Genomic DNA, 15,799 nt, shown 5'->3' on the forward strand with positions numbered 1-15,799 from the left:
CTATTCGCCATCCAAACACGGACCAGAATATGCTCCTTCAGATGTCGGCAAAGTCTTTAAGAGTATCATGCCCGATCATCCTTTCTGCGTCAAGGTGACCGCACTGGACTGAAGACGCCGTCAATATACGCTACTTTTTCATAGAAGCAATGTCCTTGGACGCACCTTCCTGAGCCTCGCGCAGCGCGCTGATGGAGTCTTTCTCCCCGGACACAATGGCGTTAAATGCGGTCGTCATCCGCTTGGCGACGATATCGTCATACTTGGTCACGAAGGAAGGCTTGGCTCTTTCTTTGGCGAAGAAGGCTCCGACATGTTTCCCTTTAAAATTTCTTCCATTAGATCCATCGGCCGATTGACCGAACGCCTTGATAACCTCCGGCGTCGTAACGACAGGCAGGGTGCCGGCTTTGGATATTTTCATTTGATACTCGTCGGACGTCAATGCCTTCAATATCTCAAAGGCAAGATCCTTATTCTTGCTTGTACTCGCTATGTTCATATAGGTTGCGTAATCCTGCGGACCGATCCCCGGCGCTTCCCTAAACGTTGGCATACTGACCATATCCCAGCTGTCAAAGTCCCATCGGCCGATCTGGTAGGCCATCATCGCGACGTTCTTCTCTTTGCCGAACATGTCCGTATTCGCCTTCTCGTTGCCTGGAATTTGACTGAACCTCGTGAAATTTTCTATAAACAGCCTGAACTTGTCATCCGTAACCTGCACGCTTTGCGTTGTCGGGTTGTAGTAAGAGAGCGACAGCTGGTTCGTGTTATACATGAAAGGATAGCGGGTAGCAAAGCCGTAATAATTGGTTCCCGCGTCGGTTCGGGTCATCTTTTTGGCCAGCTCGTACGTCTCATCCCAGGTCATGCCCTCCTTTGGATACGGAACCCCGAATTTATCGAAAATATCCTTATTATAAAAAAGAGCTGTAGGTGCGCTTGCGACAGGAAAGCCGTATATCCCGCCGCCGAACTGCTTCTGAAACTCAACCGTATTCGGTCCCAAGCGATTCAGATCGTAGTTGTTCTTCTTTATCAGCTCGCTCATATCGTACAGCAGCTGGGTATCGGCAAGCGACGGGAATGAGAAGATGGAGCATACGATCAAGTCGACCGGTTGGCCGGATACGATCAGCTCGTTAGGCGTCGTTCCTTTCCCCGTTGCGATGAATTTGATCGTGACCTGCGGAAATTTGGCTTTAATCTCCTTCCCGATATCGCTATCCATGAACGCTTCAGCCGTTGCCGTCGAATTGGAAGCATTATAAACAACAAGCTCAACGGGCTCCTGGCTGTTCTTCACGGCGGGTGTCTCTTCCTTGGAGGTTGTTGCCGCTGGGTTAGATCCGGAGCTGCAAGCGGTTACAACTAGAGTTAGAGCCATGGCTATATAAGCCGCTGTACTAAATTTATGTAAACGTTTTCTTTTCATCGTGCACTCCCCCTTATTTTAAAGGACCTGATACAGCAGGGATTTGCTGAAGAGCAGAAGTACCGCATCGTACTCTCCAGCAAAATTTTTGCCTTAATCCAAATGGCTTGCTAGGATTACAGGCTAAAAGGATCCTGAAGCTTTGTGAGCCAAGCCTTTAATTCAAGCTCAAGCTCAGCCGCCGCCCCCTCCTTAGGTACACTATCCAGCATAATGGGATCCAGCTGATACGGATCATTTTCGTTGTCATAGCATAGTCTGAGGACCTTACTCTCGCCAAAATGACGCCGGGCTACATAGGTATAGCGGTTCGTTCGAACTCCTCGCCAGCCGTAGGCATTAATGTCCAACCCCATAGCACGCGCCTGCTCATGCTCCCCGATGGCTCCGGGGTAATGGCAAATAAAGGCGGAGGTCGGCTTCGCTCCCCCTTGGCCGAGAAGGACGGGTGATAAGTCGCTTCCCTGAATAGGGTCCGGAATCGGAAGGTTCATCAACCCTAGCAGCGTCGGCACGAGATCGGAGCTGTTAAATAGACAGTCCTCCGTACCGGATGCGACGCGTCCCGGATATCGTATGAAGCACGGAACCCCGATGGCTTCCTCGTACCAAATATTTTTGTGCTCAAGCCATCCGTGAGAGCCCATCATCTCCCCATGGTCGGAGGTAAGCACGACGATCGTGTCTTCCGCAAGCCCCTCCTCCTCCAGCACTTGAAGCAGGCGCCCGAACTGATCATCCGTTGCGGTCACGGCCGCATAATAATTACGAAGATGCTGCTCGGCTTGCTCAAGCCCTTTGCCTTGAACATTGGGCCGGTAGGTAATCGGCTTATCCGCATACAGAAGCTTATACATATCCGGCACCTGGTCGAAGGGCTGATGAGGCGGATTCCAGGATACATACAGGCAGAACGGCTGGTCCTGATTCCGGTTGCGGATGAAATCGATCGCTACGTCCGTCTCATGCCGGGTGGACCATTCTTCTGGTTCGATCATCTGCTGCGTATCCTTCCAATAGTGGGGCCGCATATGCTGATCGTAGGCGTTGTACGAGTACCAGAAATCGAAGCCAAACCGTCTCGGACCCGGCGGAATGTACGCGTCCCAGTGTCTCGCGCCCGACTCCGGCACTTCCACATAAGACTGCTCCGGCAAGTCAAGATGCCATTTCCCAATGTATCCGGTCTGGTAGCCTTCCTCCTTCAAAATATTTCCTATCGTAAGCTCCCCGTCGTTCATTTTCACAGGAAGACCCAGCTTGCAGTTCGTTGTCACGCCCGTCGACAGCGGATATCTCCCGGTCAGCATCACCGAACGGTTCGGCGAGCATAGGGGAAAACAGCTGACCGCCTGATTCAGGATCAGACTTTCCCGTGCAAAACGATCGATATGCGGCGTATACACTTCGTCTTCCTTGCGGTAACCTACCGCCTGCCTTCTCCATTGATCCGGGAAAACAAACAGCAGGTTCGGTTTCTTAGGACTCATGTTTCCTCTTCCCCTATCAGCTTCTAGATGGTTTCCTTGGCAGCATACTGCTTGATGGCCTGATTAATCTGCTCTCTTTTGTCCAAAAGCCATTCCATGGAGCGAGGGTATTCGCTAAAGGTAATCGGCTGCTCCAAGCCTTCTTCGAGCAAAGCGACGACCCTGTCTTTTCCTATATAGCTTTCCAGCAGTTGGAGTGCCCGTAAATCCTGCAGTGCTTCGTAAAACACTTCCATTCGAATCGATTCAATCGGTCCCTCGGGTCCCGGATATACAAGAAACGCGTCTCCCGAAGGGAAGGAATGATCGGCGTCCGTATTCTGGAACGGGTTGATCGGTTTCCTTGAGTACTGGGAGAACCAGAAGTTATAGCCCCAGTGAAGGAAGCCTTCCGCATCAAATTTATACAATTGCATCCCGATAATCCGGTTACGGGCCGAAGGCATGTTGAAGAAGCGATTGGACACGAGCCTTCTTTGGGAAACGCAGTAATAGGTCCAGAGAGGCTTCACCCCATTCTCAATAAACGGCTCGATATGATTGTTGGCAGGTATCGGTCTTTCCACGATCCCCTTCTCATAGAAGGCGTAGTCGGAGAGTGCATCGATAATCGGATAATCAGCCAAATGCGTTTTCGTAAATTCGCTGATTCGCTTGTACTGCTCCATATCCTCCATTCTCGGTTCATCCGAGTTATGGAAGTAGCTTCTTTGCTGCAGGCCATTATCCTCGATGAAAGCCACAAGCTCCTGCAAAAATTGCGTGAGGAAGCTGCGGTACGCATCGCTGTTGGCATCAGTCTCCCACCCGAAAATCTTCCGGTGCTCTCCGTTTTCTACAGCAACGATTTTGGGTGCATGCTTGGCACCCCATTGGGTAAACAGGTGAGAAAATTCGAAGTAACGTATGCCCCGGGCGGTACACAGGTCCACCCAGCGCTTCAGCTTGTCAAAATTAAACCGGTACGTCTCCCCTGCTTTCTCCACGTCCACCAGCTGGACCGTCGGTCTCTCGGCACCTACGGCCGTGTCCAGAGGAGGGGTAAAAATCGGTGTTAAAATCATATTCATCCCATGCTGAACGGCCGTATGCACATATTGATCGATCAGCTCCCAATGACGCTCCGAGAACACATCCACCCCATAATGCACAGCCAGACAATCGACGTGGAACCACTCGGTATGGATGAGCTTTTGCTCCGGCAAACAGGCATTTATCACTTCAAGCTCCAGCTTCCCTGCCCCCAGCTCCGTTCCTTGCTCCTGTTCAAAAACAACCTCGATTTCATAACCCCCCGGCTTTACACGTCCTTCCAGGGGAACAGTGATCCAGACGGATCGCCACTGCTCCGGAAACAGCGTCAGCCCTTCCTGGGAATCCATTGGATAGAGCGGGTCCGGGTAGAGGCCAGGCGTTGTGCGAAGAACATGCAAATCGGCATCATGCAGCCATGGAAGCTCCGAAGGAACCAGGCCGACCTTTCGTATGACAGCCGCTTCGGCCAGTTCTCCAAGCACCTTCACTTGGATGGACTTCATAAGCACAGGAGCTTGAACCGCCACTTGAAAGGAAAAGGTTTCATTCATGAATGCGCTTGCTTTATGCAGCTGCGGTTCGGATAAAGCTTCGTCTGCAAACACCTTGGACAACGAGCTCAGCACTTGGGTTTTCAATAAGATGGTCATTGGACTTACCTCCTCTTAGGTCCCGGCAAGCGCCGACCCTGTGTCTTAACACCTTCCTTGGTCGGCTCTTTGCCAGAATAATAAAATGGAATTCTATTTGTATATAAGCCATTTTTTACGGCATATGCCAAATTTGCACTGCGGCCCGAAAGCCTTCTACGCGTGGGAAACTCTCGGCATTGGCATCGGTTCCTTGCCGAGCTCAGCCCATATATATTTCATTAAGAGCTCCAGCTTAAGCTCCTTGTACCTCTCTTCATTCCACAAATTATGAACCTCACCGGGGTCCTCCGCCAGATCAAATAACTCGCCGTAGGTTTGGTTGTAGTACACCGTTATTTTATATCTTGCATCGACGTAGGTTTTCTGGTGAATCGTGGTCGGTTCATGACGAAATTCACAAATCGCATGATCCCGCACCCGGGTTACGGGGTCTTTCCACACAGGGGCCTGATTCACTCCGGTCATCGTTGGAGGAATGGAAACACCAGCGAAAGACAGGAAGGTCGGCGCCAGATCCACCAAGGATTGCAGTGAATCCGATTGCCGGCCAGCCGGCACTACACCAGGATACCTGACAATGAACGGCACCCGAATCAAATCCTCGTAATGGAAGCCGCCTTTGGCCTGCAGTCCATGATGCCCGAAGAAGTGACCATGATCGGTCGTAAAAATAACGATGGTGTCCTCGGCAAGGCCGAGCTCATCCAGTTTATCCAGAATGGAGCCGATATAGTTGTCCATGAAGCTGATCATGCCGTAATAGACAGCGACCGCCTTTTTATGCTCCGCTTCCGTCATTTTGACGTGGGAATGATAACCGTGAATGCCGAAGCCCGTTTCCTTGTATGCCGAAAAGTCGGGATCGTGCTCTTGCGTCATCCCGAAATGAGGCGGATTGCCGTCATGCTCTCCCGGTGTTATTCCTGGGATCGTCAAACTCTCCGGGTCATACATGCTGGTCCACGGCTCCGGAGCCAGATACGGAGGATGGGGGTCCGGGAAGCTCGCCCATAGAAAGAACGCCTCATCCGCCTGCCGGTACTGCTGCAGCAGATCGTTCGCCCTCTCCGCAATCCAGGTATTGTAATGATATTTCTCGGGAATCGGCCAATGAAACTGCGCGCTCGCATCCATGGTTCCGATTGGAGGTGTGAAGTAATCCCGCCAGTTCGTGCAGCCCTTCTCCTCCATCCATAAGGCGTAATGCTGTCCCACAAGCCACTCATTCGTATGATTGCGGAGCAGCTCGGCACGTTCGAAGCCATAGTACGGGCCGGTAAACGAACTCCAGAAATCAAAATCATGCAGCCGCTCCTTGCCCTCCAGAGACGAGTATTGCCCGGTCGACCCGATAGGCTGAAAGTGGGCCTTCCCGATTAACGCGGTTCTATAGCTCCCTTCGCTGCTGAGCAATTCCCCTACCGTTTCTCTATCCTCCAGCAGCTTGGTGCCCAACGTCCACGCCCCGTGCTGACTCGGATACATTCCCGTTACAATGGAGGCTCTAGTCGGAGTGCAAGTCGGATTCGGACAGTACGCTCTCTCGAACGTAGTTCCTTCACGGACGAGACGGTCCAAATTCGGCGTCATAAGCTCGCTGTTGAAAGCCCCGATCGTATTCCAAAGCTGCTGATCGCTTGTAATAAGAAGGATATTCGGTTTCTTACGCTTCATTGCTTTAGCTACCTCCGTTTGTTCTGGATGTACTTCCGTTGGAAGATCCCCTCCCGGCGTTCTAGGAAAATGCCTTCCTGCCTTTCCCCGCCGTGCCTGCCAGCGTCAGCTGTCCTCCCCCGCTTACAGGCTCGCGGACGCCATCCAGATCAGGGTTCACATACCGCACGAACCATTCATCCAGCTCGGCCTTCAGCCGAACCGCATGCTCGTTATCCTCGCCGGCAAGCATCAGATTATTGCGCTCATCCGGGTCGTTCTTCAAGTCGTAAAGCTCATGAGGTCCGTATGGATAGCGGTGAATATACTTCCAGTCGCGGCTGCGAATCATCCGTACCGGACCGTACTCATCAAAAACAAAGATGTGCTCCCGCTCCTCCGCCTGCTTGCCCAAGAGCAGTGATGCAAAGCTATGACCGGGAAGCCGAATCCCATCAGCCTTCCCCTCAGGATTCCTGACATGAAGATAGTCCAGCAGGGTCGGCATAAAGTCGTACCCGCTCAGCATGGAGGAGGAAACGATTCCTTCTGGAATGGTTCCCGGTTGGCTGAATAGAGCGGGGACCTTCACAGAGGTATCGTACATATTTTGCGGGAATGTTCCGTTTCCTTTGCCCCAAAATCCGTGATGGCCGCAGTTGAATCCGTTATCTCCCATGAATACGATGAGCGTGTGCTCACGCATGCCCTTTTCCTCCAGTTTATCGATCAGCCGCCCTATCTGGATGTCCATAGCAGTAACAGCGGCGAAGTAGCCCTTCAAATTGGCCTTCCAGTCATCACCCCACGGCGCATCGGGAATCGTCCATGGATGAGCGGGCTCTTGGGGACAAGATTCAAATTCGCAATCATCATAGAGCGCAACGATGTCTTCCGGATGATTATCGATCCAGGGACTGTGCGGCGCCGTATAATGAACGCTTAAATAGAACGGCTGCTCCCCCATCTGTCTATCCAGAAATTGAAGAGCATCCTCCGTAATCACGTCGGTTACATAACCGGGCTCCTTGCCGGGCTTGCCGTCCCGAATCATCGGAGCATCATAATAAGGGCTCCCTCCGGATTGATGCACGAACCAGTGGGTAAAGCCGTGCTGCGGCTTCAAGCTGTCGCCCAAATGCCACTTGCCGCTGATTCCGCAGCAATATCCTTCAGCGGCCAAAATATCCGTATAGGTCGTCTGCCCCTCCAGATATGCAAGAGCGTTCGGCCCCATGCTGCCTTCCTTAATCCAGTCGTGCACGCCATGCTGTGACGGGATACGTCCCGTCAGCAAGGTAGCTCGGGCCGGAGAACAGACCGGGGAGGTGCAGAAAAAGTTATCGAAACGGATGCCTGTAGCTGCAAGCCGGTCCAGATTGGGCGTACGTATTTCTTTGTTGCCTGCGCAGCCCATCGCCCAGGCTCCTTGATCATCCGAAAGAATGAATAAGACATTAGTGCGAGTCATTGGCCAATAATCCTCTCATGTTCGTAATGGTTGCGTCCTAGCACCACTATATCGCCATCTTGAGGACCATTACAATGACATAATGTCCTTTTGGATTTGCATTTTGTCAGGTAGGGAGTATACTGAAAGGAAACAGCAAAAGCGGGGATCAGCATGCAGGAATTCGCTCAGGAATTTGCAGATACGATGTATTTCACTCCAGATGAGACAGATAAAGCGCTGGGGCTCTGGCTGGTTCGGTCGGGACGCAACAAAGCGAAGCCCAACTACAACGCCGGGCCTCGCGCCTCCGGGCATTACAGCATGCATTTTGTCAGGTCTGGAACCGTTCGCCTGCAATATGACGATACGACGGTCTTTTTAAATAAAGGCGATATGTTTTGCTTATTTCCGGATTTGATCTATTCTTACCGTCCTGCGAATCTGGACGTCGTCCTGGAGATGACCTGGATTGGCATCCATGGGCCGCAGGCTCCGATATTGCTTTCGCTGGCAGGCATCTCCCCGGACAAACCCTATGCAAGAGGCGTCGTTACTTCGGAGGTTGAATTAACGCTTCAGCACTTCTGGTCCGCCGGCGCTCTTCATCCGGGGCGTACGCGATTCATGTTTTTAAGCCTGCTGTACCAACTATTTGACCTTATGCAGCGTCAAACGAACCCGGCAGCAGAAACACACAGGGACAGTCAGAAGGAATGGATTCAAAAAAGTCTTGATTATATGAACACGCACTACTGCGAGCCCATCGACGTTCATCATGTTGCCGAGCATGTCGGTATACATCGCTCCTATTTTTCCAAAGTGTTTACGGAGCACCTTGGCTTAACTCCGGTTAAGTATTTAATAAAGCTTAGAATGAATAAAGCCATGGAACTGCTGAAGGAAACGCCGCTTACCGTAGCGGAGATCGCCTATACCCTTCACTACTCCGATTCGGCGTCCTTTTCTCGCTCGTTCAGCCTCTATTTCGGCGCACCGCCAAGCCGCTTCCGCTAAAACGGCAAGGTGCAGTACCTTGGTGCCCCAACAACACAAAAACGGCAGCGCCCTCCTAGGCACTGCCGTTCCTCTATGTATACCCGCCGATTATTGCACCGACGCTTTTTTCTTCTTGTCTGTATGCTTTTGCGCCGCCAATTCCTTGTGCTTCGCTTTGATGGCTTGTCCAAGCTCCTTTGCCGTCTTACCGGCAGGGTCGATTCCAAGCTTTCCTGCTTCCTGCTGCAGCTTCTCTAGCAGCGCTTGCCGCTTTTGCTCCCGGTTTTGCTTTTGTTTCTCATGGATTTCCGCCGACAGCTCCTTCGCCGATTTTTGCCCCGGCTCGATTCCAAGCTTGGCCGCTTCCTCCTGGAGCTTCTTCAACCGCTCCTCCTGCTTCTGCTTTGCCAGCTCGGCAGCTTTTTGCTTGATCAGCTCCTGTACTTCCTTGTCCGTCTTGCCCTCCGTGCTGATACCAAGCTTCTCCGCCTTGGCCGCAATCAGCTGCTTGCGCTCTTCTGCCGAAAGCTTCTTCTTCGTATGGGCGCTCTTTTGGACACTGTCTGCTGTCGGCTGTACAGCCTGTGTCTCCGCTGATTCAGCCGCACTCGCCAATCCGCAGCTCAGCAGTAAGCTCCCTGCAATACTGATCGCCGCTATTTTTCTCATGAACATTCGTTATTCCCTCCGCCTGCTTCTAATTGGATAAAATCCAGGTAACGGGACCATTGTAACGAGAAATTATGACATATTTATGAAGAAAAGCGGATCGTTCAGCCGTCGTTCGGCAAAATTATCGTATGCTCCCTGCAGCCGAGGCCATTCCTTCTCTAACGAGCTGCAGCATCGCCTCTTTTCTATCCGGATGACAGGCTATGATACAAGGCTCCGGGCTCATGCCATGGAACGGTTGACCGTCAAAATCCATGACAAGCCCGCCTGCTTCGCGAACCAGCAGCAGCCCGGAATACAAATCGTCGCCCTCCGATTGATACAGGACAACGCCGTCGATTTGGCCGCGTGCCAGCATCGTCCACTGCAGGGTAGGCGCCCAGAGCCTCAGCATTCGCTTCGTATGGGACTCTATATGCCCCCTTAAACGGAGGGCAGACTCATCCCGCTGCACCAGATGGCCTTGGATCCAGCCGACGGTCAGCCGTTTGGGCTCCGGCTTCCATGGCATTCGAAGCTCTTCTGTATTGCAGGTTGCTCCCGATCCCTGCTTGGCAACGTAAACCTTATCCTGCATCGTATCATAAATAACACCAAGCACCGGTACGGATCGATGAATCAATGTAATAGACACGCCAAACAAAGGCAGCCCTATGGCGAAATTATTCGTACCGTCCAGCGGATCGACCATCCAGAGCCAATCTCCTTCGGTCCCGGACAAACCCGCTTCTTCGCTATGTATTTGATGATCCGGGAATACGGTTCTAATGCTGTGCAAAATAATTTGTTCAGCCAATAAGTCGGCTTCCGTCAGCAAATCCCCGTTATCGTCCTTCTCCTCGACCGCAAAGCCCTGCTGGAAAAAATTTCTTGCTACCGCTCCCGCCGCTTTCGCGGCTTGAACCGCAATCTCCTCCGCTAACGTTATGACAGGCTCCATTCACAACCGTCCTCCCTTCGGATTAGTATTCCTTGTCTAGATCTGTCCCCATTCGGCATGGGAATCTCTGGGATCCGACATCTCCACCAGCGAAATACGCGCGCCGAGCGAGCTAAATAACCCGATGGCGTCCTCATAGCCTCGTTCAATGTGCTCGATGCCGGTAATGTTCGTGCTTCCTTCCGCAGCCAGTCCCGCTAAGATGAGGCAGGTTCCGGCACGTACATCCGTGGCGTGCACCCAATCCCCCTTCAACGGGACGCCGCCTCGAATATAGGCGCTTTCCTTACGGATCGACACGTCCGCGCCCATTCGTTTCAGCTGCATAATATGATTAAATCGTTGAGTGAAAACTCTTTCCGTAATAATACTTTTTCCCGGCGCCTGTGTCAGCAGAGCGGTCAACGGCTGCTGAAGATCGGTTGCAAAAGCCGGATACATGCCGGTCCTCACGCGCGTGGCGCGCAGCCGCCCGTAGGAATGGGCCGTTACGCTTTGGTCCTTGATCTCAAGCTCCATTCCGATTTCCTTCAGCTTGGAAAGACAAGCCCCCATATGCTCGGGGATTACATTGTTCACGGTTATGCTTCCGCCCCGCATCCCCGCCGCCATCAGAAACGAGCCTGCAATGAGACGGTCCGGGATAACCGAATATTTTCCTCCGCCCAAATAAGGCACACCATCGATGCGGATCTGATCGGTGCCCGCTCCGACAATTCTAGCCCCCAGCTGGTTCAAGAAATTGGCGGTATCGACGACCTCCGGATCCATTGCCGCGTTGTACAGACGGGTGCGGCCTTTGGCGCGAACCGCCGCCAGCATGCAATTAATCGTAGCCCCGGAAGTGATCATGTCGAAATAAATGTCGGCCCCATGAAGCTCCTTCGCTTCCACGACATAATGATCATCATAAGTCGTAATATGCGCCCCCATGGCTCTTAGTCCCTTGAGATGCTGATCGATCGGCCTGGAGACAAAATCATCGCCGCCAGGGAAGCCTACCGTCACCTTGCCGAACTTGGCCAGGAGCGACCCTACAAAATAATACGATGCCCGATATGCGGAGGATTTGCCGGGATCGATAAAGGCGCTGTGAATAAAACGGGGATCGATATGCATCTCTCCGTTGGCCTGACGCTCAATCTTGAGGCCGATATCCTTGCCGATTTGGCGAATGGTCTTAAAGTCATTGTTATTGGGTATCCCCTCAAGCACGACTGCGGCATCCGCCAAGCAGGTTGCGGCGAGTAAAGCCTGAGAGCTGTTCTTGGAGCCTTGAATCGTTACCGAGCCATGAAGCGGTCCCGACGTTTGCACTTGAATATATCTCACAGTCGTTCCTTCTTTCCTTATACAATGCTCGCGGATAGCGGGCATAGGATTGCGGATCAATCCTTCTCCAGAACATAGCCGCTTCCGCGGACGGCACTGATGGTAAAAGTGTCTTTTCCGTATTTTTTGCGAATCCGGTAGATCAAAGCATTCAATTCATCCATGCTGACATCCGGAACGCCGTCGGCGCCGGACGTCCTCTCCGGCCATACCGTCTTCTTGATCTCGTCGAACGGGACGAGCTGATTGGCCCGGTCATAGAGCAGCTTGATTAGGCCGTATTCTTTCTCCGACATGACGATGCGCTGTCCTTCCACCGTACATTCCCGCTTCTCCCAGTTGATCGAAAAGCCCAGCTCCTGAAAGTTAAATTGCTGAGTATAGCTAATGGGCTCGAACTCTAACGTTTGATCGGCGAACAAGTAGGAGAAGTGGATGACAACCATCCCTTTGGCAAGCTTGATAATATCGAAGGATTGCAGGGGATGCGGGGTATGGGGCTCAATACGCACTCCGTTGACTTCTGTGCCGTGCCTGCTGCCCATATCGTACAGAACCGCTTTCTCCCCTTCCTTACGAATCATCAAATGCTTACGTGAAATAAAGGCAGTAGAAAAAGAGAGGTCCGGAACCTCATCATTGGACGCACGGCCGACAACCCATTCATCCGCGCTTAAGTTGATGCAGGTTCCTGCCCTATGGGGCTCCCCCCGGATAATATAAAGACAAGCGTAAGTGTCCAGCTTGATTCCCTCCGATGCCATGCTGTCAATCTAGCAATACTTGATAGTGTCTATTATTATTCGATGATACCCATGATAGTAGGGAGCTTCATAGGGAACCATCGAAGTACCCGCAATGATGCGTACTATGTTATTGTACCTTATTTTCAATTCTTATGGTAATCCTCGCATACTGACAAATCCCTTATGTTTTGCTGATATGTTAGATTTACCAGAAAGCAAACAGAAAGATGGGCCCCTCCTCAAAGTCGGGCGATTCTGTTTTGTAGACTCCGGTTTTTGCGGGGGGACACGAAATTTATGAAGCACTATAAGGGTGCTAAAAAAGCCCCATAACTCCCGCTGATAACGGAAGCCTGGGGCTGCATTGACTGTTTGCTTAAATAGAACACTCTATTAGGAAATAACTGTTAATCTGATTAGATCCCAAACCGGCTTCAGCTTATGCTATGGATGTGGGTGCCCCAAAGGGCGATTGGTATCCGCTGATTGCGCTCAGAATGCGGACGGTCTCTTCATCGCTCATGGAACCGTAACGCTCGACCGCATCGACAATTTTAGGGAATAAGTGGATGTCTCCGGCGCTGGCGAAGCCGGCAACCCCTTGGAACGACAATACAAAATGGACACAGGCATCGATAATTTCCTGGCGGTCGAACGGCTCGTACCACGTTGCATAATTGCGCTCCTGCTGTTCGCCCCAAGGCCCCTTCGCAATAGCCTTGATCACCCTCACCGCTGTGTTCTGCCTTCCGGCCTCCTCCAGCAGTGCATCAAACGCTGTGCGGTACTCCGGAAGGGAATACAGATAATAATTTAACGGCAGCAGCACCGTATCGAATGGAAATCGGTTGAGCGCCTCCTGATGGGTTGACGGAGCCAAATGCCCATGGCCTGTAATGCCGATAGCCCTCACGACACCTTCCTCCTTGGCCTCAAGCAGCGCTTCCAGCGCACCACCCTTCGCTGTGCACTTATTCAGCTCCTCGATCGTTCCAACCGCATGCAGCTGCAGCAAATCGAGATGATCGGTTTGGAGCCGTTCCAGGGAGCGATAAATTTGTGCTTTCGCTTGTTCCTTCGTTCGTTCCCCGGTTTTGGTCGCCAGAAAAATATCGCTGCGGATTTTGGGTATCCATGGCCCCATTCTAAGCTCCGCATCACCGTAGCTTGCAGCGATATCAAAATGGTTGATACCGTGCTGCAAAGCGAACGAGATCGATTCATCCGCTTCATCCTGCGTCACATTGCCCAAGCTTGCTGCCCCAAACATCACGACGGAGCTCTGATGTCCCAATCGGCCGACTTGACGAGTCAACATATCTTTAAGCCTCCTCTTCATTCCTGTGATTTCCTAGATTACCAACCTTTATGTCTAGGATCGTTGAGCGCCTAATGCATTTCGCATACTAAGAATATATTTCGCCGTATCGAGCGGATTGACTCCCCGGCGCGGTCTAGTAATCTCCATACCCGCCGGACATTCTCTATAGCCGTCAAAGCGTGTCGTGAAGGTTCCCCTGCCGCCTGTTAACGTACTTAGCTTAACAGGAAAATCAAGCGATGTAGCTGCCGGAATCGTGCCTTCTACCGTAAACCGCTCGCCATGAATGACCGGATAGTCGAATACGGCACGCATCAGTACGAGCTCGTGCATAATTTTACCGTTCGCTTCCTCCGGTGCGGTAATTCGAAAATGCAGATACGGCTCCATCAGGGTTGTCCCCGTGTTGGCCAAACCATCCATGATCCCCATCGGGGCTGCTAGTACGAAATCAAGCGGATGCGTATGCCAGACGTGATGTTCTCCATCGACCAGCGTCACTTTCAGATCGGTTACCTCCCACCCCCGCAGTCCCTGCTGCAGCGCCTCGGGAACTCTCCGGGCCACCTCGTTCTGATAGCCGGGCAGCAGCCTCTCCGGCTTCACCATCGACCGGTACGCAAGCCCGCTTCCTCTCGGTCCAGGCTCGATGTGAAACTTCAATATAGCCCAGCAAGGCTTAGGCATGGTATAAGCGACGAAGCCGAAGCCGGAGCGCGACGGCGTTTCCTTGTATATGACAGTCGGCTGTCCGAAAGCCGCCTGCAAACCGAATCGGGTCTGCAAGGCATGAGTCAGCACCTCCAGCTGGATCGGGCCCATAATTTTGATATGCAGCTCCCGTTCCTCCTGATGCCATTGCAGGTCCAGCAGCGGGTCCTCGTCGGAAAGCTCCTGCAAAGCAGCTACAAGCTGAGGATAGTCCGATGATTGAACAGGACTTACCTGCACCGTCAGCAGCGGCGTAGTGAGCCTGTGGGCCGGAGGAACAGCGCCGGGACCCCCAATGACATCCCCGATTCGGACACGGCTTAGCCCGCATACGCCCGCAATATCCCCGGCTTCGAGAATCCCTACATCCTCATGATGCCCTGCATGAACTTTGCGGATTTGGGTTACCTTCTCGTCCATCTCTTGGGTCGTATTGCGAACAACGTCCCGATTTTGTATACGTCCCCCGTACAAACGGACCATCGCAATTTTTCCCATCGCCTTATCCCGTTCCAGACGGAATACGACTCCCGAGAGCGGATTCTCCGGTTTCCCCGCAGGCGGGGGCAAGTAGTCGACAATGGCATTCATCAGCTCCCGTATGCCTACCCCTTTGCTGGCCGCACCGAACAGAACCGGATAAACAACCGCTTGGCGGGTAAGACCGGTTAATCGCTCGAATAATGCCGATTCCGGCACCGCTTCTCCGCTAATATAGGAATGCAGCAGCGACTCGTCGTGTTCGGCCAATCGCTCCAGCACGCCTTCATAAAGCTGCTGCATCGCCTTCATTCGATGAGGCTCTTCGGTTTCTAGACCTTCCCTCAGTCCCCGTACGCCATGAAAGGATTCCTCGACTCCATCGTACAGCTGGACGGGAATAAGATCCGGCGATAAATATTGGTTCATTTCCTTCAAGACGCGTTGTGCGTCGGCGCCGATTCGATCCATTTTGTTGATCAGGATTATCGTCGGGATTCGCAGCGTGCGAAGCGCATTCCACAGCGTTTCCGTATGGGCTTGAACGCCCTCGACCGCCGAAACGATAAGAATGGCACCGTCCAGTACCCGCAGCGACCGCTCCACCTCCGATGAAAAATCGACGTGTCCCGGCGTATCGATCAAATTCACCGTGCATCCGTTCCATTGAAATACGGTGGTCGCTGCACGAACGGATATGCCCCGTTCCCGCTCCACATCCAGCCAGTCGGTCTGGGCTGTCCCTGCGTCTACCCTGCCAAGGGAACGAATCCGTCCGCTCTCGAACAGCATATGTTCGGTCGTTGTTGTCTTCCCGGCGTCGACGTGAGCAACAATGCCGATATTTCTAATTGAATTAGGTAAGCTCATGCTGCCGCT

The 15,799-nt window shown here is 52.5% G+C and carries 12 protein-coding genes; 1 reads left to right on the forward strand and 11 read right to left on the reverse strand.

Annotated elements, in window-relative coordinates; translation table 11 throughout:
• Positions 1 to 130: 130 nt before the first annotated feature.
• From GGC63_RS13565 to GGC63_RS13585, 5 genes are all read right to left on the reverse strand, one after another.
• Positions 131 to 1,438, reverse strand: a complete 1,308-nt coding sequence (locus tag GGC63_RS13565) for an ABC transporter substrate-binding protein (protein WP_192702772.1) — start codon at positions 1,436 to 1,438, stop codon at positions 131 to 133.
• A gap of 116 nt (positions 1,439 to 1,554) precedes the next feature.
• The gene (locus tag GGC63_RS13570) at positions 1,555 to 2,928 is read right to left on the reverse strand and encodes a sulfatase (protein ID WP_192702773.1); all 1,374 of its coding nucleotides are present in this window, start codon (positions 2,926 to 2,928) and stop codon (positions 1,555 to 1,557) included.
• Positions 2,929 to 2,951: 23 nt separating this feature from the next.
• Positions 2,952 to 4,613 (reverse strand): DUF4091 domain-containing protein, encoded by a 1,662-nt coding sequence (locus tag GGC63_RS13575; protein WP_192702774.1) that lies wholly within the window; start codon positions 4,611 to 4,613, stop codon positions 2,952 to 2,954.
• A 156-nt stretch (positions 4,614 to 4,769) separates the two neighbouring features.
• Positions 4,770 to 6,290: a sulfatase gene (locus GGC63_RS13580; protein ID WP_192702775.1), complete on the reverse strand. Its 1,521-nt coding sequence runs from the start codon at positions 6,288 to 6,290 to the stop codon at positions 4,770 to 4,772.
• Positions 6,291 to 6,351: 61 nt separating this feature from the next.
• Complete coding sequence (locus GGC63_RS13585) at positions 6,352 to 7,740, reverse strand: sulfatase-like hydrolase/transferase (RefSeq protein WP_192702776.1); 1,389 nt, start codon at positions 7,738 to 7,740, stop codon at positions 6,352 to 6,354.
• Positions 7,741 to 7,893: 153 nt separating this feature from the next.
• Here GGC63_RS13585 and GGC63_RS13590 point away from each other — a divergent pair, with 153 nt between their 5' ends.
• Positions 7,894 to 8,736, forward strand: coding sequence for a helix-turn-helix transcriptional regulator (locus GGC63_RS13590; protein WP_192702777.1), 843 nt, complete (start codon positions 7,894 to 7,896; stop codon positions 8,734 to 8,736).
• A gap of 90 nt (positions 8,737 to 8,826) precedes the next feature.
• On the opposite strand, the gene GGC63_RS13595 is transcribed toward GGC63_RS13590, so the two are convergent.
• The 6 genes from GGC63_RS13595 to GGC63_RS13620 all read right to left on the reverse strand — a co-directional run bounded on the left by GGC63_RS13595 (position 8,827) and on the right by GGC63_RS13620 (position 15,790).
• Positions 8,827 to 9,393, reverse strand: a complete 567-nt coding sequence (locus GGC63_RS13595) for a hypothetical protein (protein WP_192702778.1) — start codon at positions 9,391 to 9,393, stop codon at positions 8,827 to 8,829.
• 118 nt (positions 9,394 to 9,511) lie between these two features.
• Entirely contained in the window at positions 9,512 to 10,330 is an 819-nt protein-coding gene (locus GGC63_RS13600) for an inositol monophosphatase family protein (RefSeq protein ID WP_192702779.1), read from the reverse strand.
• Between the two features lie 36 nt (positions 10,331 to 10,366).
• Positions 10,367 to 11,662, reverse strand: coding sequence for a UDP-N-acetylglucosamine 1-carboxyvinyltransferase (gene murA / locus GGC63_RS13605; RefSeq protein WP_192702780.1), 1,296 nt, complete (start codon positions 11,660 to 11,662; stop codon positions 10,367 to 10,369).
• A gap of 56 nt (positions 11,663 to 11,718) precedes the next feature.
• Complete coding sequence (locus tag GGC63_RS13610) at positions 11,719 to 12,426, reverse strand: FHA domain-containing protein (RefSeq protein WP_225948177.1); 708 nt, start codon at positions 12,424 to 12,426, stop codon at positions 11,719 to 11,721.
• Positions 12,427 to 12,847: 421 nt separating this feature from the next.
• Positions 12,848 to 13,726 carry an aldo/keto reductase gene (locus GGC63_RS13615; protein ID WP_192702781.1) on the reverse strand — a complete coding sequence of 293 codons (879 nt, stop codon included), beginning with the start codon at positions 13,724 to 13,726 and terminating at the stop codon, positions 12,848 to 12,850.
• Between the two features lie 54 nt (positions 13,727 to 13,780).
• The gene (locus GGC63_RS13620; protein WP_192702782.1) at positions 13,781 to 15,790 is read right to left on the reverse strand and encodes a GTP-binding protein; all 2,010 of its coding nucleotides are present in this window, start codon (positions 15,788 to 15,790) and stop codon (positions 13,781 to 13,783) included.
• Positions 15,791 to 15,799 lie beyond the last annotated feature (9 nt).

The sequence above is a fragment of the Paenibacillus sp. OAS669 genome (assembly GCF_014873645.1).
GTDB lineage: Bacteria > Bacillota > Bacilli > Paenibacillales > NBRC-103111 > Paenibacillus_S > Paenibacillus_S vulneris.

Coding starts and splice junctions, on each gene's coding strand:
- GGC63_RS13580 (WP_192702775.1), bottom strand. CDS start 6,290: ATGAAGCGTAAGAAACCGAATATCCTTCTTATTACAAGCGATCAGCAG.
- GGC63_RS13570 (WP_192702773.1), bottom strand. CDS start 2,928: ATGAGTCCTAAGAAACCGAACCTGCTGTTTGTTTTCCCGGATCAATGG.
- GGC63_RS13620 (WP_192702782.1), bottom strand. CDS start 15,790: ATGAGCTTACCTAATTCAATTAGAAATATCGGCATTGTTGCTCACGTC.
- GGC63_RS13565 (WP_192702772.1), bottom strand. CDS start 1,438: ATGAAAAGAAAACGTTTACATAAATTTAGTACAGCGGCTTATATAGCC.
- GGC63_RS13585 (WP_192702776.1), bottom strand. CDS start 7,740: ATGACTCGCACTAATGTCTTATTCATTCTTTCGGATGATCAAGGAGCC.
- GGC63_RS13615 (WP_192702781.1), bottom strand. CDS start 13,726: ATGTTGACTCGTCAAGTCGGCCGATTGGGACATCAGAGCTCCGTCGTG.
- GGC63_RS13595 (WP_192702778.1), bottom strand. CDS start 9,393: ATGTTCATGAGAAAAATAGCGGCGATCAGTATTGCAGGGAGCTTACTG.
- GGC63_RS13590 (WP_192702777.1), top strand. CDS start 7,894: ATGCAGGAATTCGCTCAGGAATTTGCAGATACGATGTATTTCACTCCA.
- GGC63_RS13600 (WP_192702779.1), bottom strand. CDS start 10,330: ATGGAGCCTGTCATAACGTTAGCGGAGGAGATTGCGGTTCAAGCCGCG.
- GGC63_RS13610 (WP_225948177.1), bottom strand. CDS start 12,426: ATGGCATCGGAGGGAATCAAGCTGGACACTTACGCTTGTCTTTATATT.
- GGC63_RS13575 (WP_192702774.1), bottom strand. CDS start 4,613: ATGACCATCTTATTGAAAACCCAAGTGCTGAGCTCGTTGTCCAAGGTG.